This is a genomic window from Burkholderia anthina, assembly GCF_902498995.1.
Taxonomy (GTDB): Bacteria; Pseudomonadota; Gammaproteobacteria; order Burkholderiales; family Burkholderiaceae; genus Burkholderia; species Burkholderia anthina.
The window spans coordinates 73,680-89,868 of sequence record NZ_CABVLY010000018.1 but is presented as its reverse complement, the minus strand read 5'-3'; the positions used below and the strand labels follow the sequence as shown (position 1 = coordinate 89,868).

Below are 16,189 nucleotides of genomic sequence, written 5' to 3'. Positions count from 1 at the left end.
CATGCGGGGAAACTATGTTCGACAGGCGCGGCGCCGGCCGCGCGATCGCGGCGCGCCGATGCGCCGGTTCGAGCCACCGTGCACCGTCGTGGTGCGGCGTGGCGCGCAGGCGTGCGCCGATGACGCGAAAAGGGGGAATCGACGGGGGGCAGGCAAGGCACGTTCCTTGCAAAGCAGTGATTACGCCGGTCCGGCATGCGCAATGCCGGGGAGAACGATGGAGAACAATTCGATGAAACCGTTCGATGAAATGTTGCAATCCGGCGAAATGGTCAGGGCGCCTTATGCGCGCCTGAAGCAGTGGCTCGACACGCAGAACCCCGCGAGCCTCGCCCAGAAAGCCCACGACGCGGAAGGCGTGTTCCGCAGGACGGGCATCACGTTCGCCGTGTACGGCGACGCCCAGGCCGCCGAGCGGCTGATTCCGTTCGATATCGTTCCGCGCATCATTTCGGGTGCCGAATGGAGCCGGCTGTCGCTCGGCATCGAGCAGCGCGTGATGGCGCTCAACGCGTTCCTCGACGACATCTACCACCGCCAGGAAATCGTGCGCGCGGGCATCGTGCCGAAGCACCTGATCGCGCACAACGAAGCATTCATCCCGGAAATGATCGATTTCCGGCCGCCTGGCAACGTTTACACGCACATCATCGGCGTCGACATCGTGCGCACCGGCGAGAACGCGTTCTACGTGCTCGAGGACAACGCGCGCACGCCGTCGGGCGTGTCGTACATGCTGGAAAACCGCGAGACGATGATGCAGCTCTTCCCGGAGCTGTTCCAGCAGGTCAAGGTGCGCCCGGTCGAGACCTATCCGCAGATGCTGCGCCAGTCGCTCGCGGCCGTATGCCCGCCGGGCGGCAACGCCGACAATCCGACCATCGCCGTGCTCACGCCCGGCATCCACAATTCCGCGTACTACGAACATTCGTTCCTCGCCGACCAGATGGGCGTGCACCTCGTCGAGGGCAGCGACCTGCAGGTGATCGACGGCCGCGTCGCGATGCGCACCACGGAAGGCTTCCGGCCGATCGACGTGCTGTATCGCCGCGTCGACGACGCATTCCTCGATCCGCTCACGTTCCGCCCCGATTCGGTGCTCGGCGTGGCCGGGATCATGGACGTCTATCGCGCCGGCAACATCACGATCGCGAACGCGCCCGGCACCGGCATCGCCGACGACAAGGCGATCTATTCGTACATGCCGGAGATCGTCGAGTTCTACACGGGCCGCAAGGCGCTGCTGGAGAACGTGCCGACCTGGCGCTGTGGCGAGGCCGACAGCCTCAAGTACGTGCTCGACCATCTCGACGAACTGGTCGTGAAGGAGGTGCACGGCTCGGGCGGCTACGGGATGCTGGTCGGCCCGTGCGCGTCGAAGGCCGAACTCGAAGCATTCGCGGCGAAGCTGCGCGCGCGGCCCGCGAACTACATCGCGCAACCCACGCTGGCGTTGTCCACGACGCCGATCCTGACCGAAGCGGGCCTTGCGCCGCGCCACGTCGACCTGCGGCCGTTCGTGCTGGTGTCGGACCGGATCCGCATCACGCCGGGCGGGCTCACGCGCGTCGCGCTGAAGGAAGGATCGCTCGTCGTCAACTCGAGCCAGGGCGGCGGCACCAAGGACACCTGGGTGCTGGCCGACTGAGCCGGGCACGACCGCGCGTGCCGCAGCCGGCACGCGAACCGAACGAAGACGGAGTGGACACGAGATGCTTCTGGGACGAACTGCGAGCGGTCTCTACTGGATGTACCGCTATATCGAGCGCGCGGAAAACATCGCGCGCATCGTCGATGCCGGGCTGCGAATGGCGCTCACGCGCACGTCCGACGCGCCGGCCGAATGGTCGTCGGTGCTGGTCAGCTCGGGCGCGGACGACGGCTATCGTCAGAAGTACGACGCCTATGCCGCCGATACCGTGACCGACTACCTGCTGCGCGACCGCGACAACCCGTCGAGCGTGCTGTCGTGCATCGAGGCCGCGCGCTCGAACGCACGGATGGTACGCACGGCGCTCACGCGCGAAGCGTGGGAGAGCGTGAACGGTGCATGGCTCGCGCTGTGCGGCGCGCTTGCGCAGCCGGTGCCGGAGAGCGCGCTGCCGGCCGTGCTCGACGAGGTGAAGCGCGAAACCGCGCTGATACTCGGCAGTTTCTACAGCACGATGCTGCGCAACGAGATCTTCGACTTCGCGCAGATCGGCGCATTCGTCGAGCGCGCGGACAACACCGCGCGCATCCTCGACGTGAAATACCACCTGCTGCTGCCGTCGGTGTCGCACGTCGGCACGATTCTCGACAACTACCAGTGGGAGACGATCCTGCGCTGCGTGGCCGCGCACCGGTCGTATCGCTGGGTGTACGACGTGCAGTACAAGCCGATGAACATCGCCGACTACCTGATCCTGAACGGCCGCATGCCGCGTTCGCTGCGCTATTGCTACGGGCGCGTCGTGTCGAGCCTGAACCTGCTCGCGAAGGATTACGGCGTGACACACCCGTGTCACGACACGGCCACGAAGATTCTGCAGATGCTGTCCGATACCACGGTCGAGCGAATCTTCAAGAGCGGCCTGCACGAGTTCCTGACCGATTTCATCGGCCGCAACAACAGCCTCGGGGCCGACATCGCCCAGGCCTACAACTTCGACTGAGACTTGCCATGCGACTCGCCATTCGACACATTTCGCGTTATCAGTTCGACGATCAAGCCACCCATGCGCTGCAACGGCTGCGGCTGCGCCCGCAATCGGGGCCCGGGCAGACGGTGCGCGCGTGGCAGGTCACGATCGACGGCGTCGAGCCGACGCTGTCGTATGCGGACGGGCTCGGCAACCAGATCGATCTCGTGCGTCACGAACGCGGCGCGAAGCACGAGATCGTCGTGGTCGCCGCCGGCGTCGTCGAAACACAGGATCGCGCGGGCATCGTCGGCAATCCGGAGGGTTATGCGCCGCCCTGGATCTTCGAGCGCGAAACCGCGCTCACGAAAGCGGGCGAACTCGTGCGCGAGCTCACGCAGGCGCTGCCGATCGAGCCGCGCAGCCTCGATGCGCTGCACTGGCTGATGACGGAAGTGCACGGCCGCATCGCATATGCGCCGAACCTGGCGGCGGATGCGCCCGTCGATGCCGAAACCGCGTTGCAAAACGGCGAGGGGACGAGCCGCGACCATGCGCATGCGTTCATCGCGGCCGCGCGTGCGCTGAAGGTGCCCGCGCGCTATATCTCCGGCTACGTGCTCGCCGACAGCGCGATGCAGCGGATCGCCGACGCGAAGCAGAGCGCCGGCGGCGAAGACGCGGAGGAAGCGCTCGCGCTGCAGAGCGGCGACGGCATGCAGCAGGTGCTCGGCGCGTCGCATGCCGCGCAGTCGCAGGGTGCGCCGCACGCGGCGCTCGCCGCGCAGCCGCAGGGCGTTGCGCTGATGCAGCAGCCCGCCGGCCATGCATGGGCCGAGGCCTATGTCGAAGGGCTCGGCTGGGTCGGCTTCGATCCGTTCATGAACCGCTGCCCGGACGAGCGTTACGTGCGCATCGCCGTCGGTCTCGACTCTCGCGATGCGCAGCCGGTGACGGGGCTCGGCGCGCGCGCCACCGGCGTCGAGATCAGCGTCGTGCAGTCGCCGGAACTGGTCTGACACGCACCTTCGCCGAACCCGTCGTGCCGTGCCGCCGCAGCAGCGGCGACGCGGCGCGCGCGGGCGGCCCAACCCGAACCGAGCGGCTTCCCCATGCCTATCCACGTCGCGCTGCATCACACCACCCGCTACCGCTACGACCGGCCCGTGAACCTCGGTCCGCAGGTCGTGCGGCTGCGGCCCGCGCCGCACTGCCGGACGCCGATCGTCGCATATTCGATGACGGTCGACCCGGCGCAGCACTTCATCAACTGGCAGCAGGATCCGTTCTCGAACTATCTCGCGCGGCTCGTGTTTCCGGAGCGCACCGAGCACTTCGAGATCACGATCGATCTGGTCGCCGAGATGTCGGTGTACAACCCGTTCGACTTCTTTCTCGAAGCGAGCGCGGAGCAATACCCGTTCAGCTATGACGACGCGCTGAAGACCGAACTCGCGCCGTATCTCGCATGCGATCCGCAAACGAGTGCGGCACCGCTGTTCCGTGCATACGTCGACGGCGTCGACCGCACGCCGGCCGGCACCGTGAACTTCCTCGTCGCGCTGAACCAGCAGCTGCAGCGCGACATCGGTTATCTCGTGCGGATGGAACCGGGCGTGCAGACGCCCGAAGAAACGCTCGAACTCGCGTCCGGATCGTGCCGCGACAGCGCATGGCTCCTCGTGCAGCTGTGCCGGCATCTCGGCATCGCCGCACGCTTCGTGTCCGGCTACCTGATCCAGCTCACGCCCGACGTGAAGGCGCTCGATGGCCCGAGCGGCACGTCGGTCGACTTCACCGACCTGCACGCGTGGTGCGAGGTCTACCTGCCGGGCGCGGGCTGGATCGGCTTCGACCCGACGTCGGGCCTGCTCGCCGGGGAAGGCCATATCCCGCTCGCGTGCACGCCGCAGCCGACCAGCGCGGCGCCGGTCGAAGGGCTGATCGACGAATGCGAAGTGTCGTTCGAGCACGCGATGACGGTGACGCGCGTGTACGAATCGCCGCGCGTGACGAAGCCGTATACGGAGCAGCAATGGGACGCGGTCCGCACGCTCGGCGCGCAGGTCGACGGCGCGCTGACGGCCGGCGACGTGCGGCTGACGCAAGGCGGCGAGCCGACCTTCGTGTCGATCGAGGATCGCGACGGCGCCGAATGGAACACCGATGCGCTCGGCCCGACCAAGCGCGGTTATGCGACCGAACTCGTGCAGCGGCTGCGCGCCGAGTACGGCGCAGGCGGCTTCCTGCATTTCGGGCAGGGCAAGTGGTATCCGGGCGAGCAGCTGCCGCGCTGGGCGCTGTCGATCTTCTGGCGCGCCGACGGGCAGCCCGTGTGGCACGATCCGTCGTTGTTCGCCGACGAGCGCGAGCCGTCCGCCTGCACGACCGGCGACGCGAAGCGTTTCATCGACGCGCTGGCCGCGCGGCTCGGGCTGACCGACGAATTCGTGCGGCCCGGTTACGAGGACGTGTGGTACTACCTGTGGCGCGAACGCCGGTTGCCGGTCAACGTCGACCCGTTCGATTCGCGTCTGGACGACGAGCTCGAACGCGCGCGGCTGCGCAAGGTGTTCGAGCAGCAGCTCGACAGCGTGGTCGGCTACGTGCTGCCGATCAAGCGCACGGAGGAGGCGAGCCTCGACGGTCCGCGCTGGCAGACGGGGCCGTGGTTCTTCCGCGACGAGCGCATGTATCTCGTGCCCGGCGATTCGCCGATGGGCTATCGGTTGCCGCTCGATTCGCTGCCGTGGGTCGGCAGCGCCGACTATCCGTACCTGGTCGAACGCGATCCGTTCGCGCCGCGCGATGCGCTGCCGGACGCGGCGGCATTGCGTGCGCGACACGCGGGCGCCGCCGATGCGCCGCGCTATCTGGCCGGCGTGCATCGTGAAGCAGCCGCGCAGACCGTCATGCAGTGGCGCAACGACGGCACGGGTACGAGCGCTGGGGCCGCGGCGCGCGATGCGCAGGACGCACATCGTCGCCCCGAGCGCTTCGAATCGGCCGCATGGATCACGCGCACCGCGCTGTGCGCCGAAGTGCGCAACGGCATCCTGTATCTCTTCATGCCGCCGCTGGCCGCGCTCGAGGATTATCTCGACCTGCTCGCGGCGATCGAGCTGACCGCGCACGCGCTCGACGTGAAGCTCGTGCTCGAAGGCTATCCGCCGCCGCGCGATGCGCGGCTCAAGCTGCTGCAGGTCACGCCCGACCCCGGCGTGATCGAGGTGAACATTCATCCGGCCAGAAGCTTCGGCGAACTCGTCGATCAGACCGAATTCCTCTACGACGCCGCGTGGCAGTCGCGACTGTCGAGCGAGAAGTTCATGGTCGACGGCCGGCACGTCGGCACCGGCGGCGGCAACCACTTCGTGCTCGGCGGCGCGACGCCGGCCGACAGTCCGTTCCTGCGCCGTCCGGACCTGCTCGCGAGCCTGATCGCGTACTGGCACAACCATCCGTCGCTGTCGTACCTGTTCTCCGGGCTCTTCATCGGCCCGACGAGCCAGGCGCCGCGCGTCGACGAGGCGCGCAACGACCAGCTCTACGAACTCGACATCGCGTTCGCCGAGATCCAGCGCAACAAGCTGCTGTACGGGCAGGACATGCCGCCGTGGCTCGTCGACCGCGTGCTGCGCAACCTGCTGATCGACGTGACCGGCAACACGCACCGCAGCGAATTCTGCATCGACAAGCTGTATTCGCCCGATTCGCCGACCGGGCGGCTCGGCCTGCTCGAACTGCGCGCGTTCGAGATGCCGCCGCATGCGCGAATGAGCATCGTGCAGCAACTGCTGCTGCGTGCGCTGGTCGCGCGCTTCTGGGCCGCGCCGTACACGACGCCGCTCACGCGCTGGGGCACCGCGCTGCACGACCGCTTCATGCTGCCGGCGTTCCTCAAGATGGATTTCGACGACGTGCTCGCGGAGCTGTGCGACGCCGGTTTCGCGTTCGATTCCGCGTGGTTCGCGCCGCACTTCGAATTCCGCTTCCCGCTGTTCGGCCAGATCGCGGTGAACGGGATGCAACTGTCGCTGCGCGGCGCGCTGGAGCCATGGCACGTGATGGGCGAGGAGGGGGCGCCCGGCGGCACCGTGCGCTACGTCGATTCGTCGGTCGAGCGGCTCGAGGTGCGCGTGACGGGGCTGAACGACAACCGGCACGTCGTGACCGTCAACGGCCGCGCGCTGCCGCTGCAGCCGACCGGCACCGTCGGCGAGTATGTCGCGGGCGTGCGTTACAAGGCGTGGGCGCCGCCGTCGGCGCTGCATCCGACCATCGGCGTGCATGCGCCGCTCACGTTCGACATCGTCGATACGTGGCTGCAGCGCTCGCTCGGCGGCTGCCGGTATCACGTCGCGCATCCGGGCGGGCGCAACTACGCGACGTTTCCCGTCAATGCCTACGAGGCCGAAAGCCGCCGGCTCGCGCGCTTCGTCGCGATGGGACACACGCCGGGGCGGATGACGGTCGAGGCCGCCGCGCCGAGCCGCGAATTCCCGTTCACGCTCGATCTGCGACGGCCCTGATCTCCGGATGAAAGGACGGATGCCGATGCGCGATTCGCGCCTTCCCGGCCCGCCGGCCGATGGCGGCCCCGACGGAGTGCTAGGATGCGGGCAGATTGCACCCGCTCGCCGCGCCTGCCGCGCTCGATTGCCGATGCGGCGGCGCGCGGGCGCCGCCGCATCCTGACGACGGAACGACACCCGTGCCGCCCATTCACCCCGACGATCTCGCCGCCGCCGACGCGATGCCCACGCTCTTCGATACCGGCGCGCAGCCGGACGCCGCGGAACTGGCCGCCGCGCTCGCGGCGCCTGCCGCCGCAGGCCGCTACGACGAACTGCGCGGCAGTGCCGCCGGCCTCAACGCGCCGCCGCTCGCACCGGCGTGGCGCAGCTTTTTCACGTCGATCGGCAGCGACGGCGTGGCCGACCTCGATCGCCGCGCCGAAGCGTTGCAGCGGCGCATGCGCGAGAACGGCCTGTTCTATCAACTGCACGAACAACGCGCGGGCGACGGCGCGGCCGGGCCGTGGTCGCTCGACCTGCTGCCGCTGATCGTCACGCCCGAGGACTGGGTTGCGATCGAGCGTGGCGTGCTGCAGCGCGTGCGGCTGCTGAACGCGACGATGGCCGACCTGTACGGGCCGCAGACGATCCTGCAGCGCGGGCTGCTGCCGCCCGCGCTCGTGACCGGGCATCCCGGCTACCTGCGCGCGATGCGCGGCGCACGCGTGCCGGGCGATACGTGGCTGCACGTCGTCGCGTTCGATCTCGCGCGCGGGCCCGACGGACAATGGCGGATCGTCGCGCAGCACACGCAGGGGCCAGCCGGCCTCGGCTATCTGCTCGAAAACCGGCTGATCGTGTCGCGGCTCTTTCCGCGCGGATTCCGCGGGCTGCGCGTGCAGCGGCTCGCGTCCGCGTACCGTTCGCTGCTGCAGAGCATGCAGGCGCTGAGTCCGGCCGCCCGGAAATCGCGGATCGTGCTGCTGACGCCGGGGCCGCACAGCGCGACCTATTTCGAGCATGCGTATCTCGCGCGCTACCTTGGCCTCACGCTGGTCGAGGGTGGCGACCTGACCGCGCGCGACAACCGCGTCTTCCTGAAGACATTGCGCGGGCTCGAACCCGTGCACGGGATCCTGCGCCGCGTCGACGATGCATGGCTCGATCCGCTCGAGCTGCGGCCCGATTCGCTGCTCGGCGTGCCGGGGCTGCTGCAGGCCGTGCGCGCCGGCAACGTGCTGCTCGCGAACGCGCCGGGCTCGGGCTTTCTCGAATCGCCGGGCGTGCTCGGTTTCATGCCGCGCCTGGCGGAAGGGCTGCTCGGCGAAACGCTGACGCTGCCTGCCGTGCATTCGTGGTGGTGCGGCGAGGCAGCCGCGTGCGAAGACGCACTGCCGCAACTCGCGCGCGGCATCGTGAAGCCGTCGTATCCGCCCGATGCGCAGGCGGGTGGCGCGTTCGATCCAGTGATCGGCGCGCGGCTCACGCAGGCGCAACTGGCCGAGTGGCGCGCGCGGATTCTGGCGCGGCCCGAGCATTACACGGTGCAGGCCGATCTGCCGCTGTCGCAGGCGCCCACCTGGCCGGGGCACGACGCGCACGACGGCAATGGCGGCGCGCGCATCGTGCCGAAGCCGCTGCTGCTGCGCGTGTTCGCGCTCGCCGACGGCGCGCAGCGCTGGCGTCTCCTGCCGGGCGGACTGTCGCGGGTCGGCACGCGCGACACGCTGTTCAATGCGCCGATGCCGCGCGGCGGCAGCACGGTCGATACGTGGGTGATGACCGAAGGCATCGTCGATTCGACGACGCTGCTGCAGACGCATCTCGGCCCCGACGATCTCGTCGGGCGTCCGCGCGCGATCGCGAGCCGCGCGGCCGAGAACCTGTTCTGGCTCGGCCGCTACACCGAGCGCGCGACCAACCTGATGCGTCTCGCACGTGCCGCGCTCGAACGGCTGCGCGGCGAGGACGACGTCGACAGCCCCGCCCATCTGGAGCTGATCGACACGCTGTGCCGCGACACCGGCCTGATCGCTTCCGACGCGCCGAACGCCGTCGATGCGCCGCGCGCGTTCCAGCACGCGCTGGCGACGTCGCTGACACGCGGCGCGGATCGCACGTCCGGCATCGCATCCTGCCTGTTCGGGATGCGCGGCGCGGCCGCCGCGATTCGCGAGCGGCTGTCGAGCGATCAGTGGCGGCTGATCGACGACGCGACGCAACTCTTTGCCGACAGCGCCGATCACCCGGAAGCCGAGGAGCAGATCGGCAACGAGGCGCTGCAACTGCTGGAACGCCTCGGGCTGCTGCTCGGCGCGATTACCGGCGCGCAGACCGACAACATGACGCGCGACGACGGCTGGCGGCTGCTGTCGATCGGCCGGCAGATCGACCGGCTGGACTTCCTGTGCAGCGTGCTGAAGTTCGCGTTCGAAGAGGGCGCCGTGCACCGGCAGGACGGCTTCGAGCTCGTGCTGGAGCTGTTCGACAGCACGATCACGTTCCGCTCGCGTTTCCAGCGCGGCTTCGACGTCGCGCCGCTGTTGTCGCTCGCGGTGCTCGACACCGACAACCCGCGCTCGCTCGGCTGGGTCGTGCAGGCGCTGCGCGGCCGGCTGACGAAGGTCGAGCACAGCGAAGGCTATGCGCTGTCCGAGCTGGCCGAGACGATTCCCGACGTGCCCGCGTGGTCGCTGCACGAACTGTGCGAAACCGGCGACGACGGCCGGCACGACAAGCTGCTCGAAGCGCTCGATACGACGGTGAAGGCCGTGTGGGATCTGTCGAACCGGATCGGCGAACGTTATTTCAGTCACGTACGCGAGGCGGGCAGGACGCTATGGTGACGCCGAAACACACGGCGAAGATGCCGCCCGCATCCGGTTCCGGCAACGCCACGGCTGCGACGCCGGCGACACGCACCGTGCCGAAAACACCGGCGGCGCCTACCATGCCGGCCACGCCGGCTGCCGTCGCACCCGGCCGCTTGCTGCGCGTGACGCACGACACCGAATACCGTTACGCCGCGCGCGTCGAGTCCGCGCAGCATCAGGCGCGGCTGCAGCCGCTCGCGACGCTGCGCCAGCAGGTGCTGTCGTTCGCGCTGGAGATCGAACCGGTGCCCGAAGCGGTCGGCACCGAGATCGATGCATTCGGCAACGCACGCGCGTCGTTCGCGCTGAACCAGCCGCACGACACGCTGTTCGTACGCAGCCGCAGTATCGTACGCGTGACGCCCCCCGTATGGTCGCAAGGCGCGCGCGGTGCGCCGCCGCCCGCGATCGCGAACCCCGATGCCGAGTGTGCGACGGCCTGGGAAGCCGTGCGCGAGCGCCTGCGGTTTCGTGCGGGGCAACCGTACGATGCCGCGAGCGAATTCGTGTTCGCGTCGCCGCATGTGGCGTGCGATCCCGAGCTGGCCGCATATGCGGCCGAGAGCTTCACGCCGCAGCGGCCGCTCGTGCAGGCGGCATGGGATCTGATGCGGCGGATTCACGCCGATTTCGCATACACGCCGAACAGCACCGACATCACGACGACCGCGCTCGATGCGCTCCGCTTGCGCAAGGGCGTGTGCCAGGATTTCGCGCACGTGATGATCGGCGCGCTGCGCTCGCTCGGGCTTGCCGCGCGTTATGTGAGCGGCTATCTGCTGACGCAGCCGCCGCCCGGGCAGCCGCGATTGATCGGCGCGGATGCGTCGCACGCGTGGGTCGACGTGTACGACCCTGCGTGGCCGGAGGATGGCGGCTGGCTGCAGCTCGATCCGACCAACGACCGTGCACCGGGCGACGACTACGTGATGCTGTCGATCGGCCGCGACTATGCGGACGTGACGCCGCTGCGCGGCGTAATTCGCGGCGGCGGCGCGGACCAGGAGCTGAAGGTCGGCGTGACGGTCGAGCCGCTCGACGAGGAAGCGCCTAATACGGCGTGATCGGCCGGCAGCGGTGCTGTTTCGGCGTTTAAGTCTTCGTTAATACTGCACGCCTAGCATGGTCATGCCGGCGAACGGATCGGACCCCGATCCGGCGCCGGCGGCACGCGCGGGTGCGTCGACGTCACGGCGCCGCGCCGTCGCGCGTCGCCATATCCTTGCAACGGCGGCGGACATGATCAAGCACTTCGATTACACGCTCGGCAACGAGACGATTGAGCTTTGCGCGAGCTTCGGCGCGGGCCCGGCGTTCCGCCGCGTGCTCGTGAGCCGCGCGGATTCGATGGAGACGCTGGTGGTGCTCGACGCGCGTGGCTTGTCGGGCCTGCTGAAGGTGGCGACCGAAGAGCCGGAAGGATTGCTCGACGATGCGATCCGCAAGGTCGGGGACGAACAACTCGTCGAGCGCGCGATCAACGGCATGACGATCGTCGAAGCCGCGCTCTGACCGGGCGGCGCGTGCAGGCCGGCAGGGCCGGCCGCGGCGCGCCGCGTGGTGTCGTGTTGCGGCTTATGCGGCGAACCGGTCCGTCGCAGCGAGCAGCGCTTTCAGGATGCCTGGTTCGTTGTACGCGTGCCCGGCATCCGCGACGATTTCGAACGTCGCGTCGGGCCACGCCTTGGCGAGATCCCACGCGGTGCGCGCGGGCGTTGCGACGTCGTAGCGGCCCTGTACGATCACGCCCGGAATGCCGGAGAGGCGATGCGCGTCGCGCAGCAACTGGCCTTCGTCGACGAACCCGCGATTCACGAAGTAGTGGTTTTCGATCCGCGCGAACGCGAGCGCGTAGTGGCCGTCCGCGAAGTGCGCGGCCAGCGCCGGATCGGGCAGCAGCGTGATCGTGCGGCCTTCCCAGATGCTCCATGCGCGCGCGGCTTCGAGCTTCGCGGCTTCGTCGTCGCCCGTCAGCCGGCGGTGATAGGCGGCCATCAGGTCGCCGCGCTCGGCTTCCGGAATCGGCGCGAGGAAGGCTTCCCACAGGTCGGGGAACAGCCACGACGCGCCTTCCTGGTAGTACCACAGCAATTCCGCGCGACGCATCGTGAAGATGCCGCGCACGATGAGCGCGCTCACGCGTTGCGGATGCGTTTCCGCGTAGGCGAGGGCGAGCGCGCTGCCCCACGAGCCGCCGAACACGAGCCACTGCTCCGTGCCGATCATCTCGCGCAGGCGTTCGATGTCGGCCACCAGGTCCCAGGTCGTGTTGTTGTCCAGACTCGCATGCGGCGTCGAGCGTCCGCAGCCGCGCTGATCGAACAGCAGGATGTCGTAGCGCTCGGGATCGAACAGGCGGCGATGGTCGGGGCTGCAGCCCGCGCCCGGGCCGCCATGCAGGAACACCGCGGGCTTGCCGGCCGGGTTGCCGCAGCGCTCCCAGTAGATGCGATGGCCGTCGCCGGTGTCGAGGTGGCCGTGGGCGTAGGGTTCGATCGGTGGGTACACAGGCAGGCTCCGGTTCAGGGTCGACACGAGGGCGGATGCAGGGCCGGTGTGCGGGCGCGATACGCGCCATTCGCGCCATACGGAAAGCGCATGATGCGGCACCGCAAAATTCGTTGTGCGGGCATCGGACCGGCCGCCGCCGGACAAGGCTTGTCATTATGCCCATTCATTCCGGCCGCTGCGCGCCGATCGGCACCCGTTTTGCTGGCCGGTATTCCGCGCCGCCGTCGCTCCGGCATTTTTTCGGCAATTTCATTTCGATATTTTTCAGACAGAATCCCGGCGGCGTATCGGCGCCGCCCGTCGCGGGCGCCGGCCTTCACATCGTCCCTCCACCGTGCCAACGGAAGCCCGCCGATGAACCATCGCGTCACGCAGTTGACCGGATTGCGCGCCGTCGCGGTGACGATGGTCGTCGTCGGCCATGCCGAGCACGTGCTGCCGGGCGGCTATACCGGCTGGTATGCGCCGCTGCGGCTGGTCGCCGACGGCCGGCTCGGCGTGCTGATCTTCTTCGTGCTCAGCGGCTTCCTGATCACCAGCGTGCTGCGCGCGGAGTTCGCGCGCACCGGCGGGATCGCGTTGACGCCGTTCTACGTGCGTCGCGCGCTGCGCATCTGGCCGGCCTGCTACGTGTATCTCGCGACCGTCGGTGTCCTCGCGATCGTCGGCTGGCTCGACGTCGACCGCCGTCAGTGGCTGTATGCGGCGCTGCATCTGTGGAATTACTCGGCGTGGTTCGGGCTGACCGGCGACAACGCGCTGCATCCGGACGGCGCGTGGTATCTCGGTCATTTCTGGTCGCTCGCGCTCGAGGAGCAGTTTTACTGGTTCTGGCCGCTGCTGTTCCTGTACGGCGCGCGTCGCCGCGGCACGCGCTGGCTGGCCGCGCTGATCCTGATCGTGCCGCTGGTGCGTGCGCTCACGTATTTCGTCGCGCCGGCGCTGCGCGGGCAGCTCGGGATGATGCTGCACACCGGCGTCGATCCGATCCTGATCGGCTGCTACGCGGCGCTCAATCGCGAACGGCTCGAAGCGTGGATCCGTTCATGGCGAGGCGAGACGTACATCGTGACGGCGCTCGTCGCCATCGTGCTGTTCGGGATGCCGCTTGCCGAGCATCGGCTCGGCGGTTTCTGGAATGCGACCTACGGCGTGACGCTCGAAGCCGCGCTGATCGCGGTCGTGATCGTCGTGCTGAATTTCCGCGGCGAGTTCTGGTGCGCGCGGTGGTTGCGGGCCGCACCGGTCGTGTTCGTCGGCACGATCTCGTTCAGCCTCTATCTGTGGCAGCAGCCGTTCGCGAATCCGGATCTGCCGGTCGCGCATGCCTTTCCGCTCGGGATCGTGTGGGCGTTGCTGGCCGCGAGCGCCAGTTACTTCGTCGTCGAGAAGCCGTTCCTGCGGCTGAAGGATCGCTTTGCCGCGCGCGAGGCGCGACGCGTGAACGACGACGCACGGCGGATGCCGGCGTCGGGCGACGCGATCGGGCCGAAGGCGGTGGAGTAGGCGGGCAGGGGGCCCGCCGCAGTTTTACTTGAAGCGCTTCATCGCGACAGGCGAATACCAGAAGTTTCGGAACATGTCGATTCCGTACGTCTTGCCGTCGTAATGGACGATCGTTCGCGCGGTGCGCTTGCCCGTATCGGCGTAATCGCCGTCCTTGCGTTGCGTCTTCGTGATGTGGGCGGTGATCGACAGGTCCGCGAAGCCGTGGCTCGAAGTCTTCTCGACGGCAATCGTCATGCGTGCCTCTTCGCTGCTCGCGTCGCCGACACCCGGGCCGCAGGCTTCACCTTCGACGGCGACCCATCCATAGCGGTTGGTGCCGAACACCGGACGGATGCGGTTGCCTTCGCGCACCCACAGCGTCAGCTCCTCGCTGGCATCGGCATCGGGGCAGCTCGGCCCGCGGGCGCTGCTCGTGAACACGACGCCGAACGCACGCACGTCGGGCGACAGCCGGTAGGGTGCCGTATCGATCTGATAGCTGTGCTCGCCGATCTCCGTCGCGGCATCTTCCTCGACCACCGACCGTTCGGCCGCCACGACCTTGCCACCCTCGACGAGCGCGACGACCTGCAGCTTGTTGCTGTCGTCCGGGTTCTTGCTCTTCGGAAGCGAGTCGAATGCGGCGGCCACGATCGTTGTTTCCGGCGCGTTCGGCATGGCCTTGCACGCCGACGCGACGACGAGCCGGTCCGTGTCGCGCGCGGCGAGGCGTGCGTTCGTGATGCCGGCCCAGCGGGCGACGGCGACGAGGGTGGCGTCGTCGCAGGGCTGGTTGTCGGCGGCGTGAACGGCCGGGGCGGCGGCGAGCGCCAGTAGCGGGGCGAAACGCAGGATTCTCATGGTCACGTTGGAAGAGGGTTTCACTGAGTTTTGCGGGTGTCGGTTACCGGTCCGAAGTGGACTGTCGAATTACCGGAAAGCGGTCATTCCAAACCTCGACTTTCGGCGCGCAGGTTTCCGGAATTTTTCCGGTGAAGCATTCGAACGCCGCCAGACAGATACTGCTTCACTTCTTGAGCTTTATCTGCTCACGGCATTTCGTCAAGAAAACACCCCAGAAGCTGGATTGGCGGCTAGCAAAAATCCATAACACGCTCTGTGCATTGGATTGGTGAACGAGAAATACGGTATTCTCCGAATCGCGCAAAACCAGCTCGAGCGCATGCACTTTGTTGTGGGCATCGTCAAGCGTTCAGCTTGGCGACTCGAATAATCCGCTAGGGGTAAAACAATTATGCTGTTGAGTCGAATCGCCATCTATGGCCTCGCCGCGTCCATTCTTGCTGGATGCGCGGTAGGCCGCACAACTGTCGACGTCTCCGCGCCTCAAGGCACAAACCCTGCGACGGGGAAGTACGTGCGCATTGACTCTGTCCAGGACAAACGCACTTTTACCGTCAAGCCTCCCAGCGCCGACATGGCGTCACTGGATTCTGATGAAGATTCTAGCGATGCATCGAAAGCTCGCGCGATCGGTCGGAAGAGAAACAGTTATGGCAAGGCACTCGGCGATGTGGTGCTTCCTGAAGGCAAGACGGTTTCCGGCCTCGTTGAAAGCGCATTGACTACGGGCTTTCAGGAGGCAGGTTACATTGTCGTAAAGCAAGGAGACCCCAACTTTGCCGCCGCCGCTCCGGTAACTGCGCAAGTAATCGAATTCTGGGCATGGTTCCAGCCCGGCTTCTGGTCCGTCACAACCAATCAGAAATCAGAATTGCAATTGTCAGGCGACGTCGGCGCACTTCATGGTGCTCAGGCCGTGAAGACTCACGTTAGCGATTCGAAGCAGGTCGTAGTTTCCAGCGACTGGCAAGAGATCGTGGAAAAAGGCTTGTCGGCGATTACCCAGCGGACAAAGGACCTGGTAAGCGGGAAGTAGCTCCCTCCAAGAGCGAACCATGTCGCTCGTCGTGAAGATGACTGAAGCGTCTGGCTCGCCGGTCCAGAACCGCAATCGGTATTTCGATATCAGATCGACGACGTCGAGCGGGATCCGACGTCGCTCGCAAAAACGTGAAGACGATAATGCTCCCAGCCAAACAACGAGACGCACAGCCACGAAAGCTCTTTTCGCATAATGATCTACGGCGCCACGGCGAATGCCCCAAAGTGGCCGAACCCGGACAAATGTGCCAGTTTCCCGAAAACGAGAGTTGAA

Annotated in this window: 12 protein-coding genes; 10 read left to right on the top strand and 2 right to left on the bottom strand. The window is 67.4% G+C overall.

Going from position 1 to position 16,189, the window contains the following annotated elements; all coding sequences use genetic code 11:
* The first annotated feature begins 232 nt into the window (after positions 1–232).
* From BME24068_RS22190 to BME24068_RS22160, 7 genes are all read left to right on the top strand, one after another.
* A complete protein-coding gene (locus BME24068_RS22190) occupies positions 233–1,648 on the top strand; it encodes a circularly permuted type 2 ATP-grasp protein (protein ID WP_096499347.1) in 1,416 nt (471 codons plus the stop codon).
* Positions 1,649–1,712: 64 nt separating this feature from the next.
* A complete protein-coding gene (locus BME24068_RS22185; protein ID WP_096499158.1) occupies positions 1,713–2,654 on the top strand; it encodes an alpha-E domain-containing protein in 942 nt (313 codons plus the stop codon).
* An 8-nt stretch (positions 2,655–2,662) separates the two neighbouring features.
* The gene (locus BME24068_RS22180) at positions 2,663–3,640 is read left to right on the top strand and encodes a transglutaminase family protein (RefSeq protein WP_096499156.1); all 978 of its coding nucleotides are present in this window, start codon (positions 2,663–2,665) and stop codon (positions 3,638–3,640) included.
* A gap of 93 nt (positions 3,641–3,733) precedes the next feature.
* On the top strand, positions 3,734–7,153 hold the full coding sequence (locus tag BME24068_RS22175; RefSeq protein WP_174927381.1) for a transglutaminase family protein: 3,420 nt from the start codon (positions 3,734–3,736) through the stop codon (positions 7,151–7,153).
* A gap of 224 nt (positions 7,154–7,377) precedes the next feature.
* Positions 7,378–9,984, top strand: coding sequence for a circularly permuted type 2 ATP-grasp protein (locus tag BME24068_RS22170; protein ID WP_096499345.1), 2,607 nt, complete (start codon positions 7,378–7,380; stop codon positions 9,982–9,984).
* Positions 9,978–11,075, top strand: a complete 1,098-nt coding sequence (locus BME24068_RS22165) for a transglutaminase family protein (RefSeq protein ID WP_174927380.1) — start codon at positions 9,978–9,980, stop codon at positions 11,073–11,075. The genes BME24068_RS22170 and BME24068_RS22165 overlap by 7 nt, the downstream gene beginning before the upstream one ends.
* Positions 11,076–11,250: 175 nt before the next feature.
* Positions 11,251–11,523 carry a hypothetical protein gene (locus BME24068_RS22160; protein WP_174927379.1) on the top strand — a complete coding sequence of 91 codons (273 nt, stop codon included), beginning with the start codon at positions 11,251–11,253 and terminating at the stop codon, positions 11,521–11,523.
* A gap of 63 nt (positions 11,524–11,586) precedes the next feature.
* Here the strand turns inward: BME24068_RS22160 and pip are convergent, their stop codons facing one another.
* Positions 11,587–12,519 (bottom strand): prolyl aminopeptidase, encoded by a 933-nt coding sequence (pip, locus tag BME24068_RS22155; RefSeq protein WP_174927378.1) that lies wholly within the window; start codon positions 12,517–12,519, stop codon positions 11,587–11,589.
* Positions 12,520–12,876: 357 nt separating this feature from the next.
* On the opposite strand from pip, the gene BME24068_RS22150 reads away from it, so the two are divergent.
* Positions 12,877–14,028: an acyltransferase family protein gene (locus tag BME24068_RS22150; RefSeq protein WP_174927377.1), complete on the top strand. Its 1,152-nt coding sequence runs from the start codon at positions 12,877–12,879 to the stop codon at positions 14,026–14,028.
* A 24-nt stretch (positions 14,029–14,052) separates the two neighbouring features.
* Here BME24068_RS22150 and BME24068_RS22145 read toward each other — a convergent pair whose 3' ends face one another.
* Positions 14,053–14,871, bottom strand: a complete 819-nt coding sequence (locus BME24068_RS22145) for a PA3715 family protein (RefSeq protein WP_174927376.1) — start codon at positions 14,869–14,871, stop codon at positions 14,053–14,055.
* On the opposite strand from BME24068_RS22145, the gene BME24068_RS22140 reads away from it, so the two are divergent.
* Both BME24068_RS22140 and BME24068_RS22135 read left to right on the top strand, forming a co-directional pair.
* Positions 14,870–15,121 (top strand): hypothetical protein, encoded by a 252-nt coding sequence (locus BME24068_RS22140; RefSeq protein WP_174927375.1) that lies wholly within the window; start codon positions 14,870–14,872, stop codon positions 15,119–15,121. The two genes, BME24068_RS22145 and BME24068_RS22140, sit on opposite strands and share 2 nt — an antisense overlap.
* 144 nt (positions 15,122–15,265) lie before the next feature.
* A complete protein-coding gene (locus BME24068_RS22135; RefSeq protein WP_096499146.1) occupies positions 15,266–15,910 on the top strand; it encodes a flagellar biosynthesis protein in 645 nt (214 codons plus the stop codon).
* Positions 15,911–16,189 lie beyond the last annotated feature (279 nt).

Bases quoted from the DNA above. Each gene is read 5' to 3' on its own strand.
- BME24068_RS22140 (WP_174927375.1), top strand. From the start codon at position 14,870: ATGGTCACGTTGGAAGAGGGTTTCACTGAGTTTTGCGGGTGTCGGTTA.
- BME24068_RS22165 (WP_174927380.1), top strand. From the start codon at position 9,978: ATGGTGACGCCGAAACACACGGCGAAGATGCCGCCCGCATCCGGTTCC.
- BME24068_RS22190 (WP_096499347.1), top strand. From the start codon at position 233: ATGAAACCGTTCGATGAAATGTTGCAATCCGGCGAAATGGTCAGGGCG.
- BME24068_RS22160 (WP_174927379.1), top strand. From the start codon at position 11,251: ATGATCAAGCACTTCGATTACACGCTCGGCAACGAGACGATTGAGCTT.
- BME24068_RS22180 (WP_096499156.1), top strand. From the start codon at position 2,663: ATGCGACTCGCCATTCGACACATTTCGCGTTATCAGTTCGACGATCAA.
- BME24068_RS22175 (WP_174927381.1), top strand. From the start codon at position 3,734: ATGCCTATCCACGTCGCGCTGCATCACACCACCCGCTACCGCTACGAC.
- BME24068_RS22145 (WP_174927376.1), bottom strand. From the start codon at position 14,871: ATGAGAATCCTGCGTTTCGCCCCGCTACTGGCGCTCGCCGCCGCCCCG.
- BME24068_RS22170 (WP_096499345.1), top strand. From the start codon at position 7,378: ATGCCCACGCTCTTCGATACCGGCGCGCAGCCGGACGCCGCGGAACTG.
- BME24068_RS22185 (WP_096499158.1), top strand. From the start codon at position 1,713: ATGCTTCTGGGACGAACTGCGAGCGGTCTCTACTGGATGTACCGCTAT.
- BME24068_RS22135 (WP_096499146.1), top strand. From the start codon at position 15,266: ATGCTGTTGAGTCGAATCGCCATCTATGGCCTCGCCGCGTCCATTCTT.
- BME24068_RS22150 (WP_174927377.1), top strand. From the start codon at position 12,877: ATGAACCATCGCGTCACGCAGTTGACCGGATTGCGCGCCGTCGCGGTG.